Genomic DNA, 15254 nt, shown 5'->3' on the forward strand with positions numbered 1-15254 from the left:
CATTTTACGGCATCGCCGTCGCGGCTCCTGCGACCACTTGGGTGGCCAGTGCCTGCGCCTGCTGACGCAGTTCAGGCACCGCCAGGCTTTCCCACAGGCTGCCGATGCGCAGGCTGCCGAGCACGCCCAGCTGCGCCTGCGGCTGGCCACCGGCGGCACACAGGCGATCGCCCGGCACCATGCTGTCCAGGCCCAGCCCATGCGGGCCGGGGCGGGCCAGGCCATCGGCCTGCAGCTGCTGCAGCAGCGGGTTGCGCAGCGCACTGGCGCGGGTTTCCACGCCGGTAGCGTTGATCACCCCGCTGATCGTCCACTGCTGTTCATTGCCGGTGGCATCACGACCCGACAGCCGCAGGGCATCGCCTTCGCGGCCGACGCGTTGCAGGCGGGACCGGTGGATACGCAGTTGGCCGCTTTCGATCAGCGCCTGCAGCTGTGCGTCGACCTCTTCGGCGATGCGGTGGCGATGCACGTCCCAGTAGCGCACCACATGGCGCAGGAAGCGGCGCTGGTCGGCCGCGTCGAGGCTGCACCACAGCGCCTGCCCGTGCGGACGGATACGGTCCATCACGCCCTGCCACGGCAGGCCGTCGGCCTGTGCCTGGCGTGCGAACCCACGCAACGCGCGCAGGCGCTGGCGCAGGTTCATCGGCAACAGCGTGGCCGGGTCGAACGTGGGCAGGCCGCCGTGCGCATGCGGCAACGGCAGCAGGCCGTGGCGCGAGATCACGTGCAGCGGGCCGGTGTGGCCGGCAGCGACCAATGCCAGCACGGTGTCGGCCATGCTCAGGCCGGAGCCGACGATGGCCACGGCCTGCTCGCCGGCCAGGGTGCGCACGCCGTCGTAGTCCCAGGCCTCGATCACGTCATCGGCGGGCAGCGCCTCGGCACCGGCTACCGGCAGCGGTCGCATGCTGTTGCCGGTGGCCAGCACCGCCTGCGCGGCGTGCAGCGTGCTGCCATCGCCGAGTGTCAGCTGGTAGCCATGGTCATCCGGCTGCAGGCCCAGCACCGGCTGCGCGAGCACCTGCAGCTGTGCCGGGCTGGTCGCAGCGGCCTCCTGCAGGCGCTGCTGCAGGTAGGCAGCAAAGTAGTGGCGGCACACATAGCGCTCGCCCAGCACCTCGCGCGCCTCGCCCGGGTAGGCATTGGCGGCCATCAGGTAGTCGAGGAAATCGCCGGGCTGGTCGGCAAACGCACTCATCTTCGCCGCCGGCACGTTCAGCAGGTGCTCCGGCCACGGCGTGGCATAGGCGATACCCTGGGCCAGCTGCGAGGCGGGTTCGAAGATGGCCAGCGCCAACGGCGCCTTGGCCTGGCGCAATACCTGGATCGCCACCAGCACCCCGGCCGCACCACCACCGATGATCGCCAGGTCCAGTTCGCCATTACGCGGTGAATCAGTCATGTGCCGATTGTAGGCCATCGGCGATGACAGGCCGGATTGCCGGAATGGGCGGCCGGCATTGCTTCACATCAACGCATCGGCCAGCCGTGCAATACCTTCGCGGCTGCGCCGCCACGTAGGGCGGCTGCGCCACTGCTGCAGGTCCAGCTGCCGAGACGCGCGCAGGTAGCCATCCTCGATCGCGCACAGCTGCTGGACCAGCGCGCGGTCGTAGCAGATCAGGCCGATCTCGGCATTCAGCGCGAACGAGCGGATATCCATGTTGATGGAGCCGAGCACGGCGATGTCCTCATCCACGCTCATGTGCTTGGCGTGCAGGAACTGCGGCTCGTACAGCGCGATGCGCACGCCACAGCGCAGCAGTTCATCGTAGTAGGCCTCCTGCGCCCACGACGTCAGCCGCTGGTTGTTGCTGGCAGACAGGATCAGCTGCACCTGCACGCCGGACAATGCGGCGATACGCAGCGCACTCAGTGTGGCTTCGTCAGGCACGAAGTACGGGGTGACCATCACCAGCCGGCGTCGCGCCAGGTGGATCAGCGCGGCTACCGCGTCGCGCGCGTTGCTGTACGGGTAGGCCGGGCCGCTGGGCAGCAGCTGGGTGGCGATGTCGTCGCCGCATTCGGGCACATCGGTGATCACATCCAGGCGCTGGCCGGTCTCCATGTACCAGTCGCTGGCGAATACGGCTTCCAGATGCGCCACCGCCGGGCCGCGGACGCGCGCCACCAGTTCGCGGTTCGGGTGGCCCGGCACGAACTGCGGGCCCGCCAGGTTCTGCGAACCGACATAGGCCACTTCGTTGTCGATCACCGCGATCTTGCGGTGGTTGCGCAGGTCCATGCGTCCGCTGCGACGCCAGCGCAGGCCACCGGGCAGCATCGCGCGCACTTCGATGTCGCGCGCCTGCAGGCGCTTGCGATAGGCGCGCAGGCCACGCTTGGCGCCCACCGCATCGAGCAGCACGCGGCACTGCACGCCACGCGCGGCGGCACGCTGCAAGGCCTCGACAATGGCCTCGCCGACCGCGTCGTCGAACATCAGGTAGTACAGCAGGTGCACGCGGTCTTCGGCCTGGTCGATGTCGGCGATCAGCGTGTGCAGCGACTCGTCGTAGTCGGTCAGCAGATCGACGGCGTTGCCGTGTACCGGCATGAAATCGCCTTGGCGCTGCACCAACGGCACGATCTCGGCGCTGGCGGTGTCGGGCTGTGGGGTCCAGCGCAGGCGATGCTGCAGCGCCTGCTCCTCACGGATCACCTGCGAGGCCTCGGCCTGGCGGCGGATGCGCTCGCGCGACAGCCACGGATGGCCGAACAGCAGGTACAGCGGCAGGCCCAGCAGCGGTACGAAGCCGACCAGCAGCAGCCAGCTGCGCGCCGCGCCGGGCGTGGTGCGGGTGGGAATCCAGCACAGCGCGACCAGCCGGATCAGCCAGTCGATCAGCAGCAGGTAGGAACCCAGCAACCACTCGAACAGCATCGTGTCGCCCGTCGGGAGGTGATGTGCCATTCTGCCCACCGGCCCTTGTAGAGTCGAGCCGCGCTCGACTGCGTTGAAGCAGCGTGCCAACCAAGGTTGGCACCTACCGGGCGGACAGCGTGCCGACCAACGGTCGGCACCCACCACGGCAATGGCGGAGCAGCCGGCAGCCGCCCTGGAATGCCGGGCATGAAAAAACCCGCCACAAGGGCGGGTTTCTTCGCGGGGACCAGCAATCCTTGCGGATTACTTGATCTTGCCTTCCTTGTACAGGACGTGCTTGCGCACGACCGGATCGTACTTCAGGAATTCCATCTTCCCCGGGGTGTTCTTCTTGTTCTTGTCGGTCGTGTAGAAGTGGCCGGTACCGGCCGAGGAAATCATACGGACCTTATCGCGCTTGCCTGCCATGATGCTTTACTCCTCAGACCTTTTCGCCGCGCGCACGCAGCTCAGCCAGAACGGAATCAATGCCGTTCTTGTCGATGGTGCGCAGTGCATGCGCGGAAACACGAAGCTTGACCCAGCGGTTCTCGCTGGCCACCCAGAAACGGCGCTCGTGCAGATTCGGCAGGAAACGACGACGGGTCTTGTTGTTGGCGTGCGAGACGTTGTTACCCGTCTGCACTCGCTTGCCGGAAACCTGGCATACGCGGGACATTGCGCACCTCGATAGTAGTAGTTGTCAGCCCGTAGCCCGGGAGACGGCGGCCTCGATGGTTGCCCACCACACGTCAAGAGAATCAAAGGGTTACGCTGGCGTTGGGCGGCCGGGGACGTGCTCCCGGGGGGCGCCGCCCGGTAGAAAACCGGACACAGCGAGCCGCGCATTATGCACGGGTTCAAGCACTTGCGCAAGTTACCCACAGGCTGCGGCTGAACCGGCAGGGCCGGGAGCCCGCCAACCGGCATACTGCTCCGGTTCACTGCGGAGCTTTCCATGCGGCTGCTGGGCCTGACCTACGGAACCGAAGGCGATACGCGTCCCCTGGCCATGCTCTGCCATGGGCTGATCGGCGCAGGCCACGAGGTGACACTGCTTGCCGATGGCGGCACCCTGGGCAGCGCGCAGGCACTGGATGTGCCCCATGCGGCTCTTGAAGGTGACATCCATGACGAAGTGGTCGCGCTGGTCTCGCGTGGCAACGGTGTTGCCGCCGCCAGTAGCGGGCTGGCACGGATGGCGCTGCAGCATGTCAGCGGCTGGATGCGCCAGGCCGATGCCGCTGCCGAAGGCTGCGATGCGATTCTGACCGGTGGCCTGGCGGCCTTTGTCGGCATGAGCGTGGGCGAACGCCGCGGACTGCCGGTCATCGGCACCGGCATGATCCCGCTGACCCCGACGCGGGCCTTCCGCTCTCCGTTCCTGCCACCGGGACGCTCGCCGGGCTGGTTGAACCGCGCCAGCTATGGGCTGGTCAACGGCCTGATCTGGCGCCAGTTCCGTCGGCCGATCAACGCAGCCCGCAAGCAGCTGGGGCAATCGCCGCGCCGCTCGCTGTGGCCCGGCCTGCCGATGCTCTATGGCATCTCGCCGCAGCTGCTGCCGCCACCGGCGGATTGGCCGGCCGACCACATCGTCTGTGGCCAATGGCGCCTTCCTGATGCGCCCTGGATACCCCCGGCCGATCTGCAGGCCTTCCTCGATGCCGGCCCGGCGCCGGTGTATCTGGGCTTCGGCAGCATGACCGGCTTTGATCGCGAGCGCGTGTTGCCGGCCCTGCTGCAGGCGCTGGCGCCACGCCGGGTGCTGCTGTTTCCTGGCTGGGTGGGACTGCCTGCGATGCGCTTGCCCGATTCGGTCTTCGTACTGGGGCCGACTCCACACGAAGCGCTGTTCCCACGTTGCGCATTCGCCATCCATCACGGTGGCAGCGGCACCACGCATTCGGCCTGCCGCGCCGGTGTTCCTTCGCTGGTGATGCCGTTCGCCGCCGATCAGTTCTTCTGGGCTGATCGTCTGTATCGGTTGGGCGTGGCACCGGCACCGTTGTCACCGAAGCGGCTGGACGCAGCAACGCTGGCGGCAGCCATCACCTTCGTTGAAACCGACGCAACACGCGCACGCGCGGCGGCCCTGGGCGTGGCGATGCGCCATGAGGACGGGGTGGCCTGTGGCGTTGCAATGATCGAGCGATGGTTGCGGCCGGTGTGACAGCGGCCAGGCCTCAGCGCAGGTGCGGAATCACCTGCGCCAGCAGGTGCGCATCCTTCAACGCGCCATGCAGGCCGCGCTGGCTGGGAATGCGCAGGCGCTGCAGCACATCATCCAGCTTGTTGCCCTGACCCGGCCAGCGTCCCCGCGCAAGCTTCAGGCTGCAGGTGATGCGGCAGTGCTGGGCCAGCGTGCCGGGGATGCCGGACAGGCGCAGCTCGTTGTCCAGGAACCCCACATCGAAGGTGGCGTTGTGCGCGACCATCTCGCTGCCGCGCAGGAAGTCGAGCAGTTCGGCGGCTTTGCTGGAAAACAGTGGCTTGCCCACCAGCATCGCGTCGCTGATGCCATGCACGCGCTGTGCGCCCCAATCGACTCTGCGCTGCGGCTGCAGGTAGGTGTGAAACTGGCGGCCGGTGAGCTGGCCATCGATCAGTTCGACGGCACCGATTTCGATCACCCGGTGCCCCAGGCGGTGGGAGATGCCGGTGGTTTCGGTATCCAGTGCGACGATGCGGCTCATCAGGGTGTGCGTTCTCCAGTACGTGCACGCCGATTCTCGCACGCGGCCGATGCACTCACCCCAACGCTTCCACCACCCAATCGATGAACACCCGCAGCCGCTGGCTCATGTGCCGGTTCGGCGGGAACATCACATGCATCGGCATCGGCGGCAGCTGCCAGTCCTGCAACACCGGCAGCAGCTCGCCGCGCGCCACGTGCGGTTCGGCCATGTAGCTGGGCAGCGCCACCACGCCCAACCCCGCCAACGCAGCGGCCAGATAGGCATTTCCATCATCGAAGCCGACCGTATAGCGGCCCTGCACCTCAACGCGCTCATCGCCGCGCTGTGCGCTGAACACCCGCGCCCGGCCACTGCGCGGGCTGAGGAAGCCGATCATGTGGTGGTCGGGTCCTTCCAGCGCGCGCGGGTCGGTCGGCAGGCCGAAGCGCTGCACATAGCCCGGACTGGCGTGGAAACCGATCGGCAGCGCGCCGAGCGGTCGCGCCACCAGTGCCGGGTCGGCCGGGGTGCCACCCCGGATCACGCAATCGACGTTGTCTGCGATGACGTCGACCTCGCGGTCGCTGACGCCGATGTCCAGCTGGATCTCCGGGTAGCGCGCCTGGAAATCCGGCAACGCCGGCACCAGCCGCAACCGCGCGTAGGGCCCGGGCACATCCACGCGCAGCCGCCCGCGTGGCTGGGTGGCCGCGTCGCCCAGCCCGCCCTCCACCTCTTCCAGCTCGGCCAGCAGGCGGGCGATGCGCGGGTAGTAGGCCGCGCCATCGGCGGTGACGCTGACCCGGCGCGTGGTGCGGTTGAGCAGGCGCAGCCGCAGGTGCGCCTCCAGCTGCTGCACCAGCTGGGTGGCCGTGGTGCGGCTGATCTGCAGGGTCTGCGCGGCGCGGGTGAAGCTGCCGGTCTCCACCACGCGGGCAAAGGCCCGCATCGCCTCGAAACGGTCCATGGCTGACTGCAATTGTTTGGGATTTGCAATCAATCTAGGCCGATCATCGCGGTTTATCCAGACAGCGCTGGCGCGGAGGATAGGCGTCCTCACCCACGGGTTCTTCCCCATGTCACAGCGTGATGTCGTTTTCCCCGCCGGCCGCCAGGCCCTGTACGAGCGCAACCGCTACTCGCCGGCGATCCGATCCAACGGTTTCCTGTTCGTCTCCGGCCAGGTCGGCAGCCGCGAGGACGGCTCACCCGAACCGGACTTCGAAACGCAGGTCCGCCGCGCCTTCGAGAATCTCAATGCGGTGTTGGCTGCTGCAGGCTGCACGTTCAATGACGTGATCGACGTGACCGTGTTCCTGGTCGATCCGGAGAAGAACTTTGAGAAGGCCTGGGCGATCGTGCCCGAGTACTGGGGCGAGGCGCCGCACCCGACCCTGACCGGCATCGGCGTGACCTGGCTGTATGGGTTCCAGTTCGAGATCAAGGTGATCGCGAAGCTGCCGTGATACGGGTAGTGCCGGCCGCTGGCCGGCAACGCGGTGGGGTCGAAAAGCGTGTCGACCAAGGTCGACACCCACCAAGGCAGGAAGTCCGCACCCACCAGGGCAGGATGCCCCCAGGCCGTCCACCTGAACGGGAGATTCCGACGTATTCCCGAAGCGGCCATTGATATTGTATCCGGCGAAAACCGCTTGCTAGCCTCCCTTCCATGCGCCGGATCGCCCGCCACCTTCGCTCGTACCTGCTGATGCTGCTGATGGCGGCATTCGTGGTCGTGCCGGTGGCCGACGCACTGGCCTGCACGGTGGAACCGCACGCCAGCACGGTGCATGTTGAGACCGCACCGGATGCCGATGGCGATACCGACGGCAAGCATGTCGGTGCCTGTGGCCACAACCACTGCCATCACTCCAATCTGAGCCTGCCGGCCAGCACCCTCGCCGCCTTCGGTGCGCCACTGCCGGCGCGCTGGATGAATGCCGGCGACGTGGCGACCTATGCGGTCGCCCAGGATGAATTGACGCGTCCCCCCCGGGCGTGAGTTGAGCGCGTCCCGCAATCGCGGGCTCCCGTTTCACTCACAACCGGAATCCCCCTATGTCGATCCTGACACCTCGGTCGCCGCGCGCGGCCGGGCTGGTCGTCGCCGTGCTGCTGGGCCTGGCCCCGGCAATGCAGGCGTCGGCACAAGCCGCCCCTTCCTACGACAGCCTGCTTGAACGCCTGGACCAGCTGCCCGGCACCCGCGTGGGTACGGCGCTGGCCGAGGCCGCCGACGCGCGCGCCGACCAGGCCCGTGCGTTGCCCAACCCTTCCCTTTCCTACTCCGCCGAAAACGCCTGGGGCACCGGCTCCTATGGCGGCATGGGCAAGGCCGATACCGTGCTCACCCTGTCCCAGCCACTGGAGGTCTGGGGCCAGCGTGGCGCGCGCGTCCGTGCGGCCCGCGCCGAAGCACAGGCCGCCAACCTGCGTGGCGCGCAGAGTCGCAGCGATGTGGCCAGCCAGCTCGCGGTGGTCTACGCACAGGCGGAAAGTGCACTGCGCCGCTACACCCTGGCCGAAGAAGCACTGACCCTCACCCGCGATGACGCCAACGCCGTCAACGCGATGGTCAAGCAGGGCCGCGAGCCGCAACTGCGTGCGGTGCAGGCGCAGAGCGAAGTGGCCAATGCCAGTGCTTCGCTGGATGAGGCGCAGGCCTTCCGTGATGCCGCGCTGGCCCGCCTGGCCGGTGCCGCGTTGCTGGATGCGCCGGTGCAGTCGATCGACGACAGCCTGCTCGACCGCGCGCCGCCGTTGCCGCGCGGCGCCACCGACGTGGCGCTGGCGGTGCGCATTGCCGAAGCCGAAGCCGATGCGGCGGGCAAGCTGGTTGAGGTGGAACGCAAGCGCGCCCTGCCCGACCTCAGTGTCACCGCCGCGCAGACCCGCTTCCGCGAAGGCGGCGAGCGCGCCTACAACCTCGGGGTCAGCCTCAGCATCCCGCTGTTCGACCGCAACCGCGGTGGCATCCGCGCCGCCAATGCCGACCAGCGCGCGGCCGAAGCACGCCTGGACCAGCAGCGCCGCGACAGCGAGGCCGAGCGCCTCTCTGCGGTGGCCGGGTTGAAGGCCGCCAGTAGCCGTACCCGCGCCGCCGATGAAAGCGTGGTCGCCGCCGAAGAGGCGTATCGCTTGGCCCGCATTGGCTTCGACGCCGGACGCATCTCGCAGCTGGAACTGCGCAGCACGCGCAGCGCCCTCATCGCCGCCCGCGGCACCGCCGTGGATGCGCGCCTGTCGCGCGTCGCCGCGGAAATCGATCTTGCCCGCCTGGAAGGGCGCGCACCCTTTGTGGAGGCTCCATGACTCTCTCCCGTACTTTCCCGCTGATCGGCGGCGTGCTGCTGACCGTCCTGCTGGCTGGCTGCGCCGGCAACGCGCAGACGCCTGCCAATGAAAACCCCGCTGCGGCCAAGGCCGGCACCGACGATGGCCACGGCCATGCCGCCGGCAGCAAGGAAGCCAAGGCAGAAACCGCGAAGGCGCCTGCTGACGCCGACGAAGGCGTGGTGCAGCTGACCCCGGAGCAGATCAAGGCCTCCGGTATTGAAGTGGTCGCGATCGGTCGCGGTGGCGGTGGTTCCACGCGCCTGTCCGGCCGGGTCGAACCGTCGGTCGGCGCACGCGCGTCGGTGGCCTCCACGGTGACCGGCCGCGTCGAGCGCGTGCTGGTCGCGCCGGGCACCGCGGTGAAGCAGAACCAGGCGCTGGCGATCGTGGTCAGCGGCGAAGCGGCGGTGTTCCGCGCCAATGCGCTGGCCGCAGCGGCCGAAGCCGAGGCCGCGCGTCTGGCCTATGGCCGCGACAAGGCGCTGGTCGACCAGGGCGTGGTCGCCCGCCAGGAGATGGAAGCCTCTCGCGCACGTTCGCTGGCAGCACAGGCCCAAGCTGCTGCCGCGCAGGCCCAGGCCGCCGCCAACGGTGCGCCCGATGCCAGCGGTCGCGTGCGCATCACCAGCCCGGTGGCCGGCATCGTCGGCAACGTGCAGGTCACGCCGGGCGGCGTGGTCGCCGCCGGCAGTGCAGTCGCCGATGTCGCCGACCCGACGATGAACGAGCTGGTGTTCACCGCACCGCCCGCGCTGGCCGCGCAGGTCACGCCCGGCATGAAGCTGGAAGTCAGCGTGCCGGGTGGCAGCTTCACCGCCACCGTCACCGGTTCGGCCGCCGATGTGCGCCAGCAGGGCGGCGTCGCGGTCATCCGTGCCACGCCGGTGGATGCGTCGCTGCCGCCGGCCGGTTCGCCGGTATCGGCCGTAGTGGTCACCGAAGGCCAGGACGGCTCGCTCAGCGTCCCGGCCGATGCGGTGCAGAACGTCGATGGCAGCAGCGCGGTGTTCGTTGCCGTCGAAGGTGGCTTCAAGGCGCAGCCGGTCCTGGCTGGCCGTCGTGCCGGTGACCGCATCGAGATCCTCGGTGGCCTGACCGGCAGCGAGCGCATCGTTGGCAGCAACGCCTTCCTGCTCAAGGCCGAACTGGCCAAGGGCGAAGCCGAGCACGGCCACTGAGGAGGCGACCATGTTCAAGCTGATCATTGAAACAGCGGTGCGCCACCGCTGGCTGGTGGTGTTCATGGCGGCGCTGATTGCTGCGGTGGGCCTGTTCCAGCTGGGCAAGCTGCCGATCGACGCGGTGCCGGACATCACCAACCGACAGGTGCAGATCAACACGGTGGCACCGGCGCTGACCCCGGAGCAGATCGAGCGGCAGGTGACCTATCCGCTGGAAACCGCGCTGGCCGGCATTCCCGGCCTGACCACCACGCGTTCACTGTCGCGCAATGGCTTCTCGCAGGTCACCGCGATCTTCACCGATGCGACCGACATCTACTTCGCGCGCCAGCAGGTGGCCGAACGCATGCGCGAGGCATCGGAAGACTTGCCCGATGGCGCGTCGCCGATGCTGTCGCCGGTTACCACCGGCCTCGGCGAAGTGCTGATGTGGACCGTGGACTTCACCACGTTCGATCCGGCCAGGCTGGCCAAGCCGGGTGAAGCCGGCTGGCAGGCTGGCGAGGTCTACCGCACGCCGGAAGGCAATCTGCTGCGCACGCCGGAAGAACGTGCCACCTACCTGCGTACCGTGCAGGACTGGATCATCGCGCCGCAGATGCGTTCCAGCCCGGGGCTGGCCGGCGTCGATACGGTCGGTGGCTACGTCAAGGAATATGGCGTGCATCCGGACAGCGCCCGGCTGGCCGCGCACGGCCTCGGCCTGGCCGACCTGGTCACCGCCCTGCAGCGTTCCAACGTGCAGGCCGGTGCCGGTTTCGTGCAGCGCGCCGGCGAAGGACTGGTGGTGCGTGCCGATGGCCTGGCGCTGACCACCGAGGATCTGGCACAGGCCCCGGTGGCGACCCGCAATGGCGTGGTGGTGCGCGTGGCCGATGTGGCCGAGGTCGAGCTGAGCCGCGCGCCGCGCCTGGGTGCGGCCAGCCGCAACGGCCATGAAGCCGTGCTGGGTACCGCGCTGATGATTGCCGGCGGCAACAGCCGCACCGTGGCGCAGGCAGCTGCGGCGCGCCTGGAACAGGTGAACAAATCGCTGCCGGCCGACATCGTGGCCGCGCCGGTGCTGGACCGCAGCGTGCTGGTCAATTCCACCATCAAGACCGTGGCCAGGAACCTCACCGAGGGCGCGCTGCTGGTGGTGGTGGTGCTGTTCCTGCTGCTGGGCAACCTGCGTGCAGCAACGATCACCGCGCTGGTGATTCCACTGTCGTTCCTGTTCGCAGTGATCGGCATGAACCGCTTCGGCATCAGCGGCAACCTGATGAGCCTGGGTGCGCTGGACTTCGGCATCCTGGTGGACGGTGCGGTGATCGTGGTCGAGTCGACGCTGCTGATGCTGGGCCAGCGCCGCGCCGAACTGGGCCGTGCGTTGACCGCGATGGAGCGGCTGCGCGTGGCCGCCGATTCGGCGATGAAGATGGCGCGCCCTGCGGCCTTCGGCCAGCTGATCATCCTGCTGGTGTTCGCGCCGATCCTCACGCTGGAAGGTGTGGAGGGCAAGACCTTCCACCCGATGGCGGCGACCTTCATGCTGGCCCTGGTCGGTGCCTTCCTGTTCTCCTTCACCTTCGTTCCGGCGATGGCCGCGCTGCTGGTGCGCGAGCCGAAGCTGAAGGACGGCGATACGCATGCCGAAGATGGCGAGCACGAGACGAAGCTGATCCGCGTGCTGCGTGCACGCATCGAACCGGTGGTGCGCAAGGCCGTGGCGCATCCGCGCACGGTGCTGGCAGCTGCGGTGATGATGGTGGTGGTGGGCATCGGCGCGTTCTCGCTGCTGGGCCGCGAGTTCATGCCGACGCTGGACGAAGGCAACGTGGCGATGCAGGCCCTGCGCGTGCCGTCGACCTCGCTGGAGCAGTCGCTGGCGATGCAGCTGGCACTGGAAAAGGCGATCGCCACGCAGCCGGAAGTGGAGACCGTGTTCTCGCGTACCGGTACCGCCGAGGCGGCCATCGACCCGATGCCGACCAACATCTCCGACAGCGTGATCGTGCTGAAGCCGCGCAAGGACTGGCCCGATCCGAAGCTGGACAAGGAAGCACTGGTGGCACGCTTCGAGAAACTGGCCGGGCAGCAGCTGGGCAACAGCTTCGAGTTCAGCCAGCCGATCGAACTGCGCTTCAACGAGCTGATCTCCGGCGTGCGTACCGACCTGGCGGTGATGATCTTCGGCGATGACTTCAGCCAGCTGCAGAAGGTGGCCGACCAGGTGGCGCTGAAGCTGCGTGCGGTGAACGGCGCGGCCGACGTGCGGGTGGAACAGATCTCCGGCCTGCCTACACTCAACGTGGCGATCGACCACGTGGCGGCGGCGCAGTACGGCCTGACCGCCGCAGACGTCAGTGATGCACTGTCCACCGGCATTGGTGGCACCGCGGCGGGCAAGATCTTCGAAGGTGATCGCCGCTTCAACGTGGTGGTGCGGCTGGACGATGCCTCGCGCAACGATCCGGACCAGCTGGCCTCGCTGCCGATCGCCACGCCATCGGGGTTGGTGATTCCGTTGTCGTCGGTGGCCCGCATCACGGTGAGCGAAGGGCCGAACCAGATCAGCCGCAACAACGGCAGCCGCCGCGTAGTGGTGCAGGCCAACGTGCGCGGTCGCGACCTGGGCGGCTTCGTCGGCGAGGCGCAGTCCGCGGTGGCCGACGTGGCACTGCCGCCGGGTGCCTACCTGACCTGGGGTGGCCAGTTCGAGAACCTGCAGCGCGCGGAGAAGCGGCTGGCGACGGTGGTACCGGTAGTGTTCCTGCTGATCGGCAGCCTGCTGTTCATGGCCCTGCGCAGCGGCAAGGAAGCCATTCTGGTGTTCAGCTGCGTACCGTTGGCGCTGGTCGGCGGCATCCTCGCACTGCTGCTGCGTGGCATGCCGTTCTCGGTGTCGGCGGCGGTCGGCTTCATCGCCGTCTCCGGCGTGGCGACCTTGAACGGCCTGGTGCTGATGCAGGCGATCCGCGAACGCCTGGATGCCGGTGACCTGCCGCTGCAGGCAGCGATCAACGGTGCCTCCAGCCGCATCCGCGCGGTGCTGACCACGGCGCTGGTGGCGATCGTCGGCTTCATTCCGATGGCGATTGCCAGCGGTTCCGGTGCGGAAGTGCAGAAGCCGTTGGCGACGGTGGTGATCGGTGGCTTGATCACCGCCACCGTGCTGACCCTGCTGGTGCTGCCGACCTTCGCGGCGCGGGTAGCCAAGCCGCGGGCGGTGGGGTGAAAGACCACGGGGTCGGATCCTGTGATCCGACCCCGTTTCCCGGTCCGAGGTAGTGCCGGCCGCTGGCCGGCAATGTCGAACGATCGCGGTGCGTGCAGGTTTCCGGCCAGCGGCCGGCACTACCCGGTAACGGTCAGGCCTTCTTGCGTTCGGCGATGTAGGCCTGGATCTGCTGTTCCAGCACCGGCAGCGGCACCGAGCCCTGCTTGAGCAGGGTGTCGTGGAAGCCCTTGATGTCGAACTTGTCGCCCAGTTCCTTCTCGGCCTGCGCGCGCAGGCGCACGATGGCGATCTCGCCCAGCTTGTAGCTCAGCGCCTGGCCCGGCCAGGAAATGTAGCGGTCCACTTCGGTGGTCACTTCATGCTCGCTCAGCGCGGTGTGGTCACGCAGGTAGGCCAGCGCCTGCTCGCGGGTCCAGCCCTTGCTGTGCACGCCGGTGTCGATCACCAGGCGCGTGGCGCGCCACATCTCGTAGGTCAGGCGGCCGAAATCCTCGTAGGGGGTTTCGTAGATGCCCATCTCCACGCCCAGCTTCTCGCAGTACAGCGCCCAGCCTTCGCCATAGGCGGAGATGTAGGCGTTGCGGCGGAACTCGGGCAGGTTCTTCTGTTCGGCGGCGATCGCGCCCTGCAGCGCGTGGCCCGGATCGGACTCATGCAGCGTCAGTGCCGGCAGGTTGTACAGCGGGCGCGACGGCAGGTTGTAGGTATTGAGCCAGTAGGTGCCCATGCCACCACGGCCGGCGGTCCAGAACGGCGCGATATCCGGCGGCACCGGCACGATGGTGAAGCGCGCGCGCGGCAGCGTCATGTACTTGCCGAGCTGGCCGTCCGCCCGCTTGGAGATCCACGCGGCACGCGACAGCAGCTCTTCCGGCGTCTTGGCATAGAACTGCGGATCGGTACGCAGGAAGGTCAGGAACTCGGCGAAGCTGCCCTTGAACTTCACCTGCTTGATGATGTCGTTCATTTCCTTCTGGATGCGTGCGACTTCATCCAGGCCGATGCGATGGATCTCGTCCGGCGACAGGTCCAGCGTGGTGTATTCGTGGATCTGCTGCTTGTAGTACGCCTTGCCATCAGGCATCGCTTCGGCGGCCAGGGTGGTGCGCGCCTGCGGCACGTACTCCTTGACGAAGAAGGTGCGCAGCTGCTGGAACGCCGGCACCACCTTGCCGCTGATCGCTTCACGCGCCTGCGCCTGCAGCCTGGCCTGCTCGGCGGCCGGGATGGTGGTGGGCAGCTTCTTGAACGGCGCGTACAACGGCGATCCGGTCGGGTCCTTCAGCTCGGCGACGGTGGCGATGGACACTTCGCGGCCATCGAGCACGGCACGCGGCACGCTGAAGCCACGCTTCAGGCCGGCACGCATGTTCTCGGTCTGCTGGCCGAAGTAACGCGGCACATCGTTCAGCCGTGCGATGTAGTTCTGGTAGTCCTGCACGGTCTTCATCTCGCGCCGGGCCATGAAGGACAGGTTGGACCAGAACGAGGAGTCGGCGTTGAACGGCATCTCGTAGCCGCGCAGGCGCGTCTCTTCGGCCAGGTTGAACACCTGGTCGTGGTAGATCGCGTAGTTGACCTGGTTGTCGGGCGACAGGGTCTTCGGGTCGATCTTCTTCAGCGCGGCGAGGGTCTCGTCCCACACCTTCAGGCGCGCCTGCTGCGCGGCCGGGCCGACATCGGGCATGCGGGTGGCATTGGCCGGCGCGTCTTCGTCTTCGCTGGCCTCGCCGCCGCCTTGCTGGCGCCACTTCCATTCCTTCTCGTACAGCGCGCGGAAGGCAGCATCGGCGGGCGATTCGGTAGCGACGCTGGCCGGCGCGGCGGCGGCGGGCGGCGCGGCCAGGGCCACGGCGGGGGCGGACAGGGCAATCAGCAGGGCAACGGCAAGACGGGTTTTCACGAGCACAGGTTCCCGGGAAGGCAGACCCCGATGATGGCACCGCCCACGGCCCATGGCATGGGAC

General features: G+C 68.0%; 13 protein-coding genes. 6 read left to right on the top strand and 7 right to left on the bottom strand.

The window, feature by feature from the left end:
• Positions 1–4: 4 nt before the first annotated feature.
• The 4 genes from AC5P68_RS12380 to rpmB form a co-directional block, all read right to left on the bottom strand.
• Complete coding sequence (locus AC5P68_RS12380) at positions 5–1426, bottom strand: FAD/NAD(P)-binding protein (protein WP_049454915.1); 1422 nt, start codon at positions 1424–1426, stop codon at positions 5–7.
• Between the two features lie 45 nt (positions 1427–1471).
• Positions 1472–2890, bottom strand: coding sequence for a cardiolipin synthase (gene cls / locus AC5P68_RS12385; protein ID WP_495217099.1), 1419 nt, complete (start codon positions 2888–2890; stop codon positions 1472–1474).
• A 246-nt stretch (positions 2891–3136) separates the two neighbouring features.
• Positions 3137–3304 carry a 50S ribosomal protein L33 gene (gene rpmG, locus AC5P68_RS12390; RefSeq protein ID WP_169411268.1) on the bottom strand — a complete coding sequence of 56 codons (168 nt, stop codon included), beginning with the start codon at positions 3302–3304 and terminating at the stop codon, positions 3137–3139.
• 10 nt (positions 3305–3314) lie between these two features.
• Entirely contained in the window at positions 3315–3551 is a 237-nt protein-coding gene (rpmB, locus tag AC5P68_RS12395) for a 50S ribosomal protein L28 (RefSeq protein WP_005411638.1), read from the bottom strand.
• Positions 3552–3830: 279 nt separating this feature from the next.
• Here rpmB and AC5P68_RS12400 point away from each other — a divergent pair, with 279 nt between their 5' ends.
• Positions 3831–5045 carry a nucleotide disphospho-sugar-binding domain-containing protein gene (locus AC5P68_RS12400; protein WP_495217086.1) on the top strand — a complete coding sequence of 405 codons (1215 nt, stop codon included), beginning with the start codon at positions 3831–3833 and terminating at the stop codon, positions 5043–5045.
• A gap of 13 nt (positions 5046–5058) precedes the next feature.
• Here the strand turns inward: AC5P68_RS12400 and dnaQ are convergent, their stop codons facing one another.
• Positions 5059–5568, bottom strand: a complete 510-nt coding sequence (gene dnaQ / locus AC5P68_RS12405; protein ID WP_014648871.1) for a DNA polymerase III subunit epsilon — start codon at positions 5566–5568, stop codon at positions 5059–5061.
• 55 nt (positions 5569–5623) lie between these two features.
• A complete protein-coding gene (locus AC5P68_RS12410; RefSeq protein WP_049433030.1) occupies positions 5624–6517 on the bottom strand; it encodes a LysR family transcriptional regulator in 894 nt (297 codons plus the stop codon).
• 109 nt (positions 6518–6626) lie between these two features.
• Between AC5P68_RS12410 and AC5P68_RS12415 the strand changes: the two genes are divergently transcribed.
• The 5 genes from AC5P68_RS12415 (at position 6627) to AC5P68_RS12435 (ending at position 13284) form a co-directional block, all read left to right on the top strand.
• Positions 6627–7016, top strand: coding sequence for a RidA family protein (locus AC5P68_RS12415; RefSeq protein ID WP_049433029.1), 390 nt, complete (start codon positions 6627–6629; stop codon positions 7014–7016).
• A gap of 203 nt (positions 7017–7219) precedes the next feature.
• Positions 7220–7552 (top strand): hypothetical protein, encoded by a 333-nt coding sequence (locus tag AC5P68_RS12420; RefSeq protein ID WP_033835343.1) that lies wholly within the window; start codon positions 7220–7222, stop codon positions 7550–7552.
• A gap of 56 nt (positions 7553–7608) precedes the next feature.
• A complete protein-coding gene (locus AC5P68_RS12425) occupies positions 7609–8862 on the top strand; it encodes a TolC family protein (protein ID WP_033835344.1) in 1254 nt (417 codons plus the stop codon).
• Positions 8859–10064, top strand: coding sequence for an efflux RND transporter periplasmic adaptor subunit (locus tag AC5P68_RS12430; protein WP_049433027.1), 1206 nt, complete (start codon positions 8859–8861; stop codon positions 10062–10064). Before AC5P68_RS12425 ends, AC5P68_RS12430 begins: the two co-directional genes overlap by 4 nt.
• Positions 10065–10074: 10 nt before the next feature.
• Positions 10075–13284, top strand: a complete 3210-nt coding sequence (locus tag AC5P68_RS12435) for an efflux RND transporter permease subunit (RefSeq protein WP_495217089.1) — start codon at positions 10075–10077, stop codon at positions 13282–13284.
• 133 nt (positions 13285–13417) lie between these two features.
• On the opposite strand, the gene AC5P68_RS12440 is transcribed toward AC5P68_RS12435, so the two are convergent.
• Positions 13418–15190: a DUF885 domain-containing protein gene (locus tag AC5P68_RS12440; RefSeq protein WP_495217091.1), complete on the bottom strand. Its 1773-nt coding sequence runs from the start codon at positions 15188–15190 to the stop codon at positions 13418–13420.
• Between the last annotated feature and the right edge of the window lie 64 nt (positions 15191–15254).

The organism is Stenotrophomonas sp. YJH_SMC_58, assembly GCF_059369635.1.

Excerpts from the sequence above, each read along its gene's own strand:
- AC5P68_RS12430 (WP_049433027.1), top strand. The coding sequence starts at position 8,859 with ATGACTCTCTCCCGTACTTTCCCGCTGATCGGCGGCGTGCTGCTGACC.
- rpmB (WP_005411638.1), bottom strand. The coding sequence starts at position 3,551 with ATGTCCCGCGTATGCCAGGTTTCCGGCAAGCGAGTGCAGACGGGTAAC.
- AC5P68_RS12415 (WP_049433029.1), top strand. The coding sequence starts at position 6,627 with ATGTCACAGCGTGATGTCGTTTTCCCCGCCGGCCGCCAGGCCCTGTAC.
- dnaQ (WP_014648871.1), bottom strand. The coding sequence starts at position 5,568 with ATGAGCCGCATCGTCGCACTGGATACCGAAACCACCGGCATCTCCCAC.
- AC5P68_RS12420 (WP_033835343.1), top strand. The coding sequence starts at position 7,220 with ATGCGCCGGATCGCCCGCCACCTTCGCTCGTACCTGCTGATGCTGCTG.
- AC5P68_RS12410 (WP_049433030.1), bottom strand. The coding sequence starts at position 6,517 with ATGGACCGTTTCGAGGCGATGCGGGCCTTTGCCCGCGTGGTGGAGACC.
- cls (WP_495217099.1), bottom strand. The coding sequence starts at position 2,890 with ATGCTGTTCGAGTGGTTGCTGGGTTCCTACCTGCTGCTGATCGACTGG.
- AC5P68_RS12425 (WP_033835344.1), top strand. The coding sequence starts at position 7,609 with ATGTCGATCCTGACACCTCGGTCGCCGCGCGCGGCCGGGCTGGTCGTC.
- AC5P68_RS12400 (WP_495217086.1), top strand. The coding sequence starts at position 3,831 with ATGCGGCTGCTGGGCCTGACCTACGGAACCGAAGGCGATACGCGTCCC.
- AC5P68_RS12380 (WP_049454915.1), bottom strand. The coding sequence starts at position 1,426 with ATGGCCTACAATCGGCACATGACTGATTCACCGCGTAATGGCGAACTG.
- AC5P68_RS12435 (WP_495217089.1), top strand. The coding sequence starts at position 10,075 with ATGTTCAAGCTGATCATTGAAACAGCGGTGCGCCACCGCTGGCTGGTG.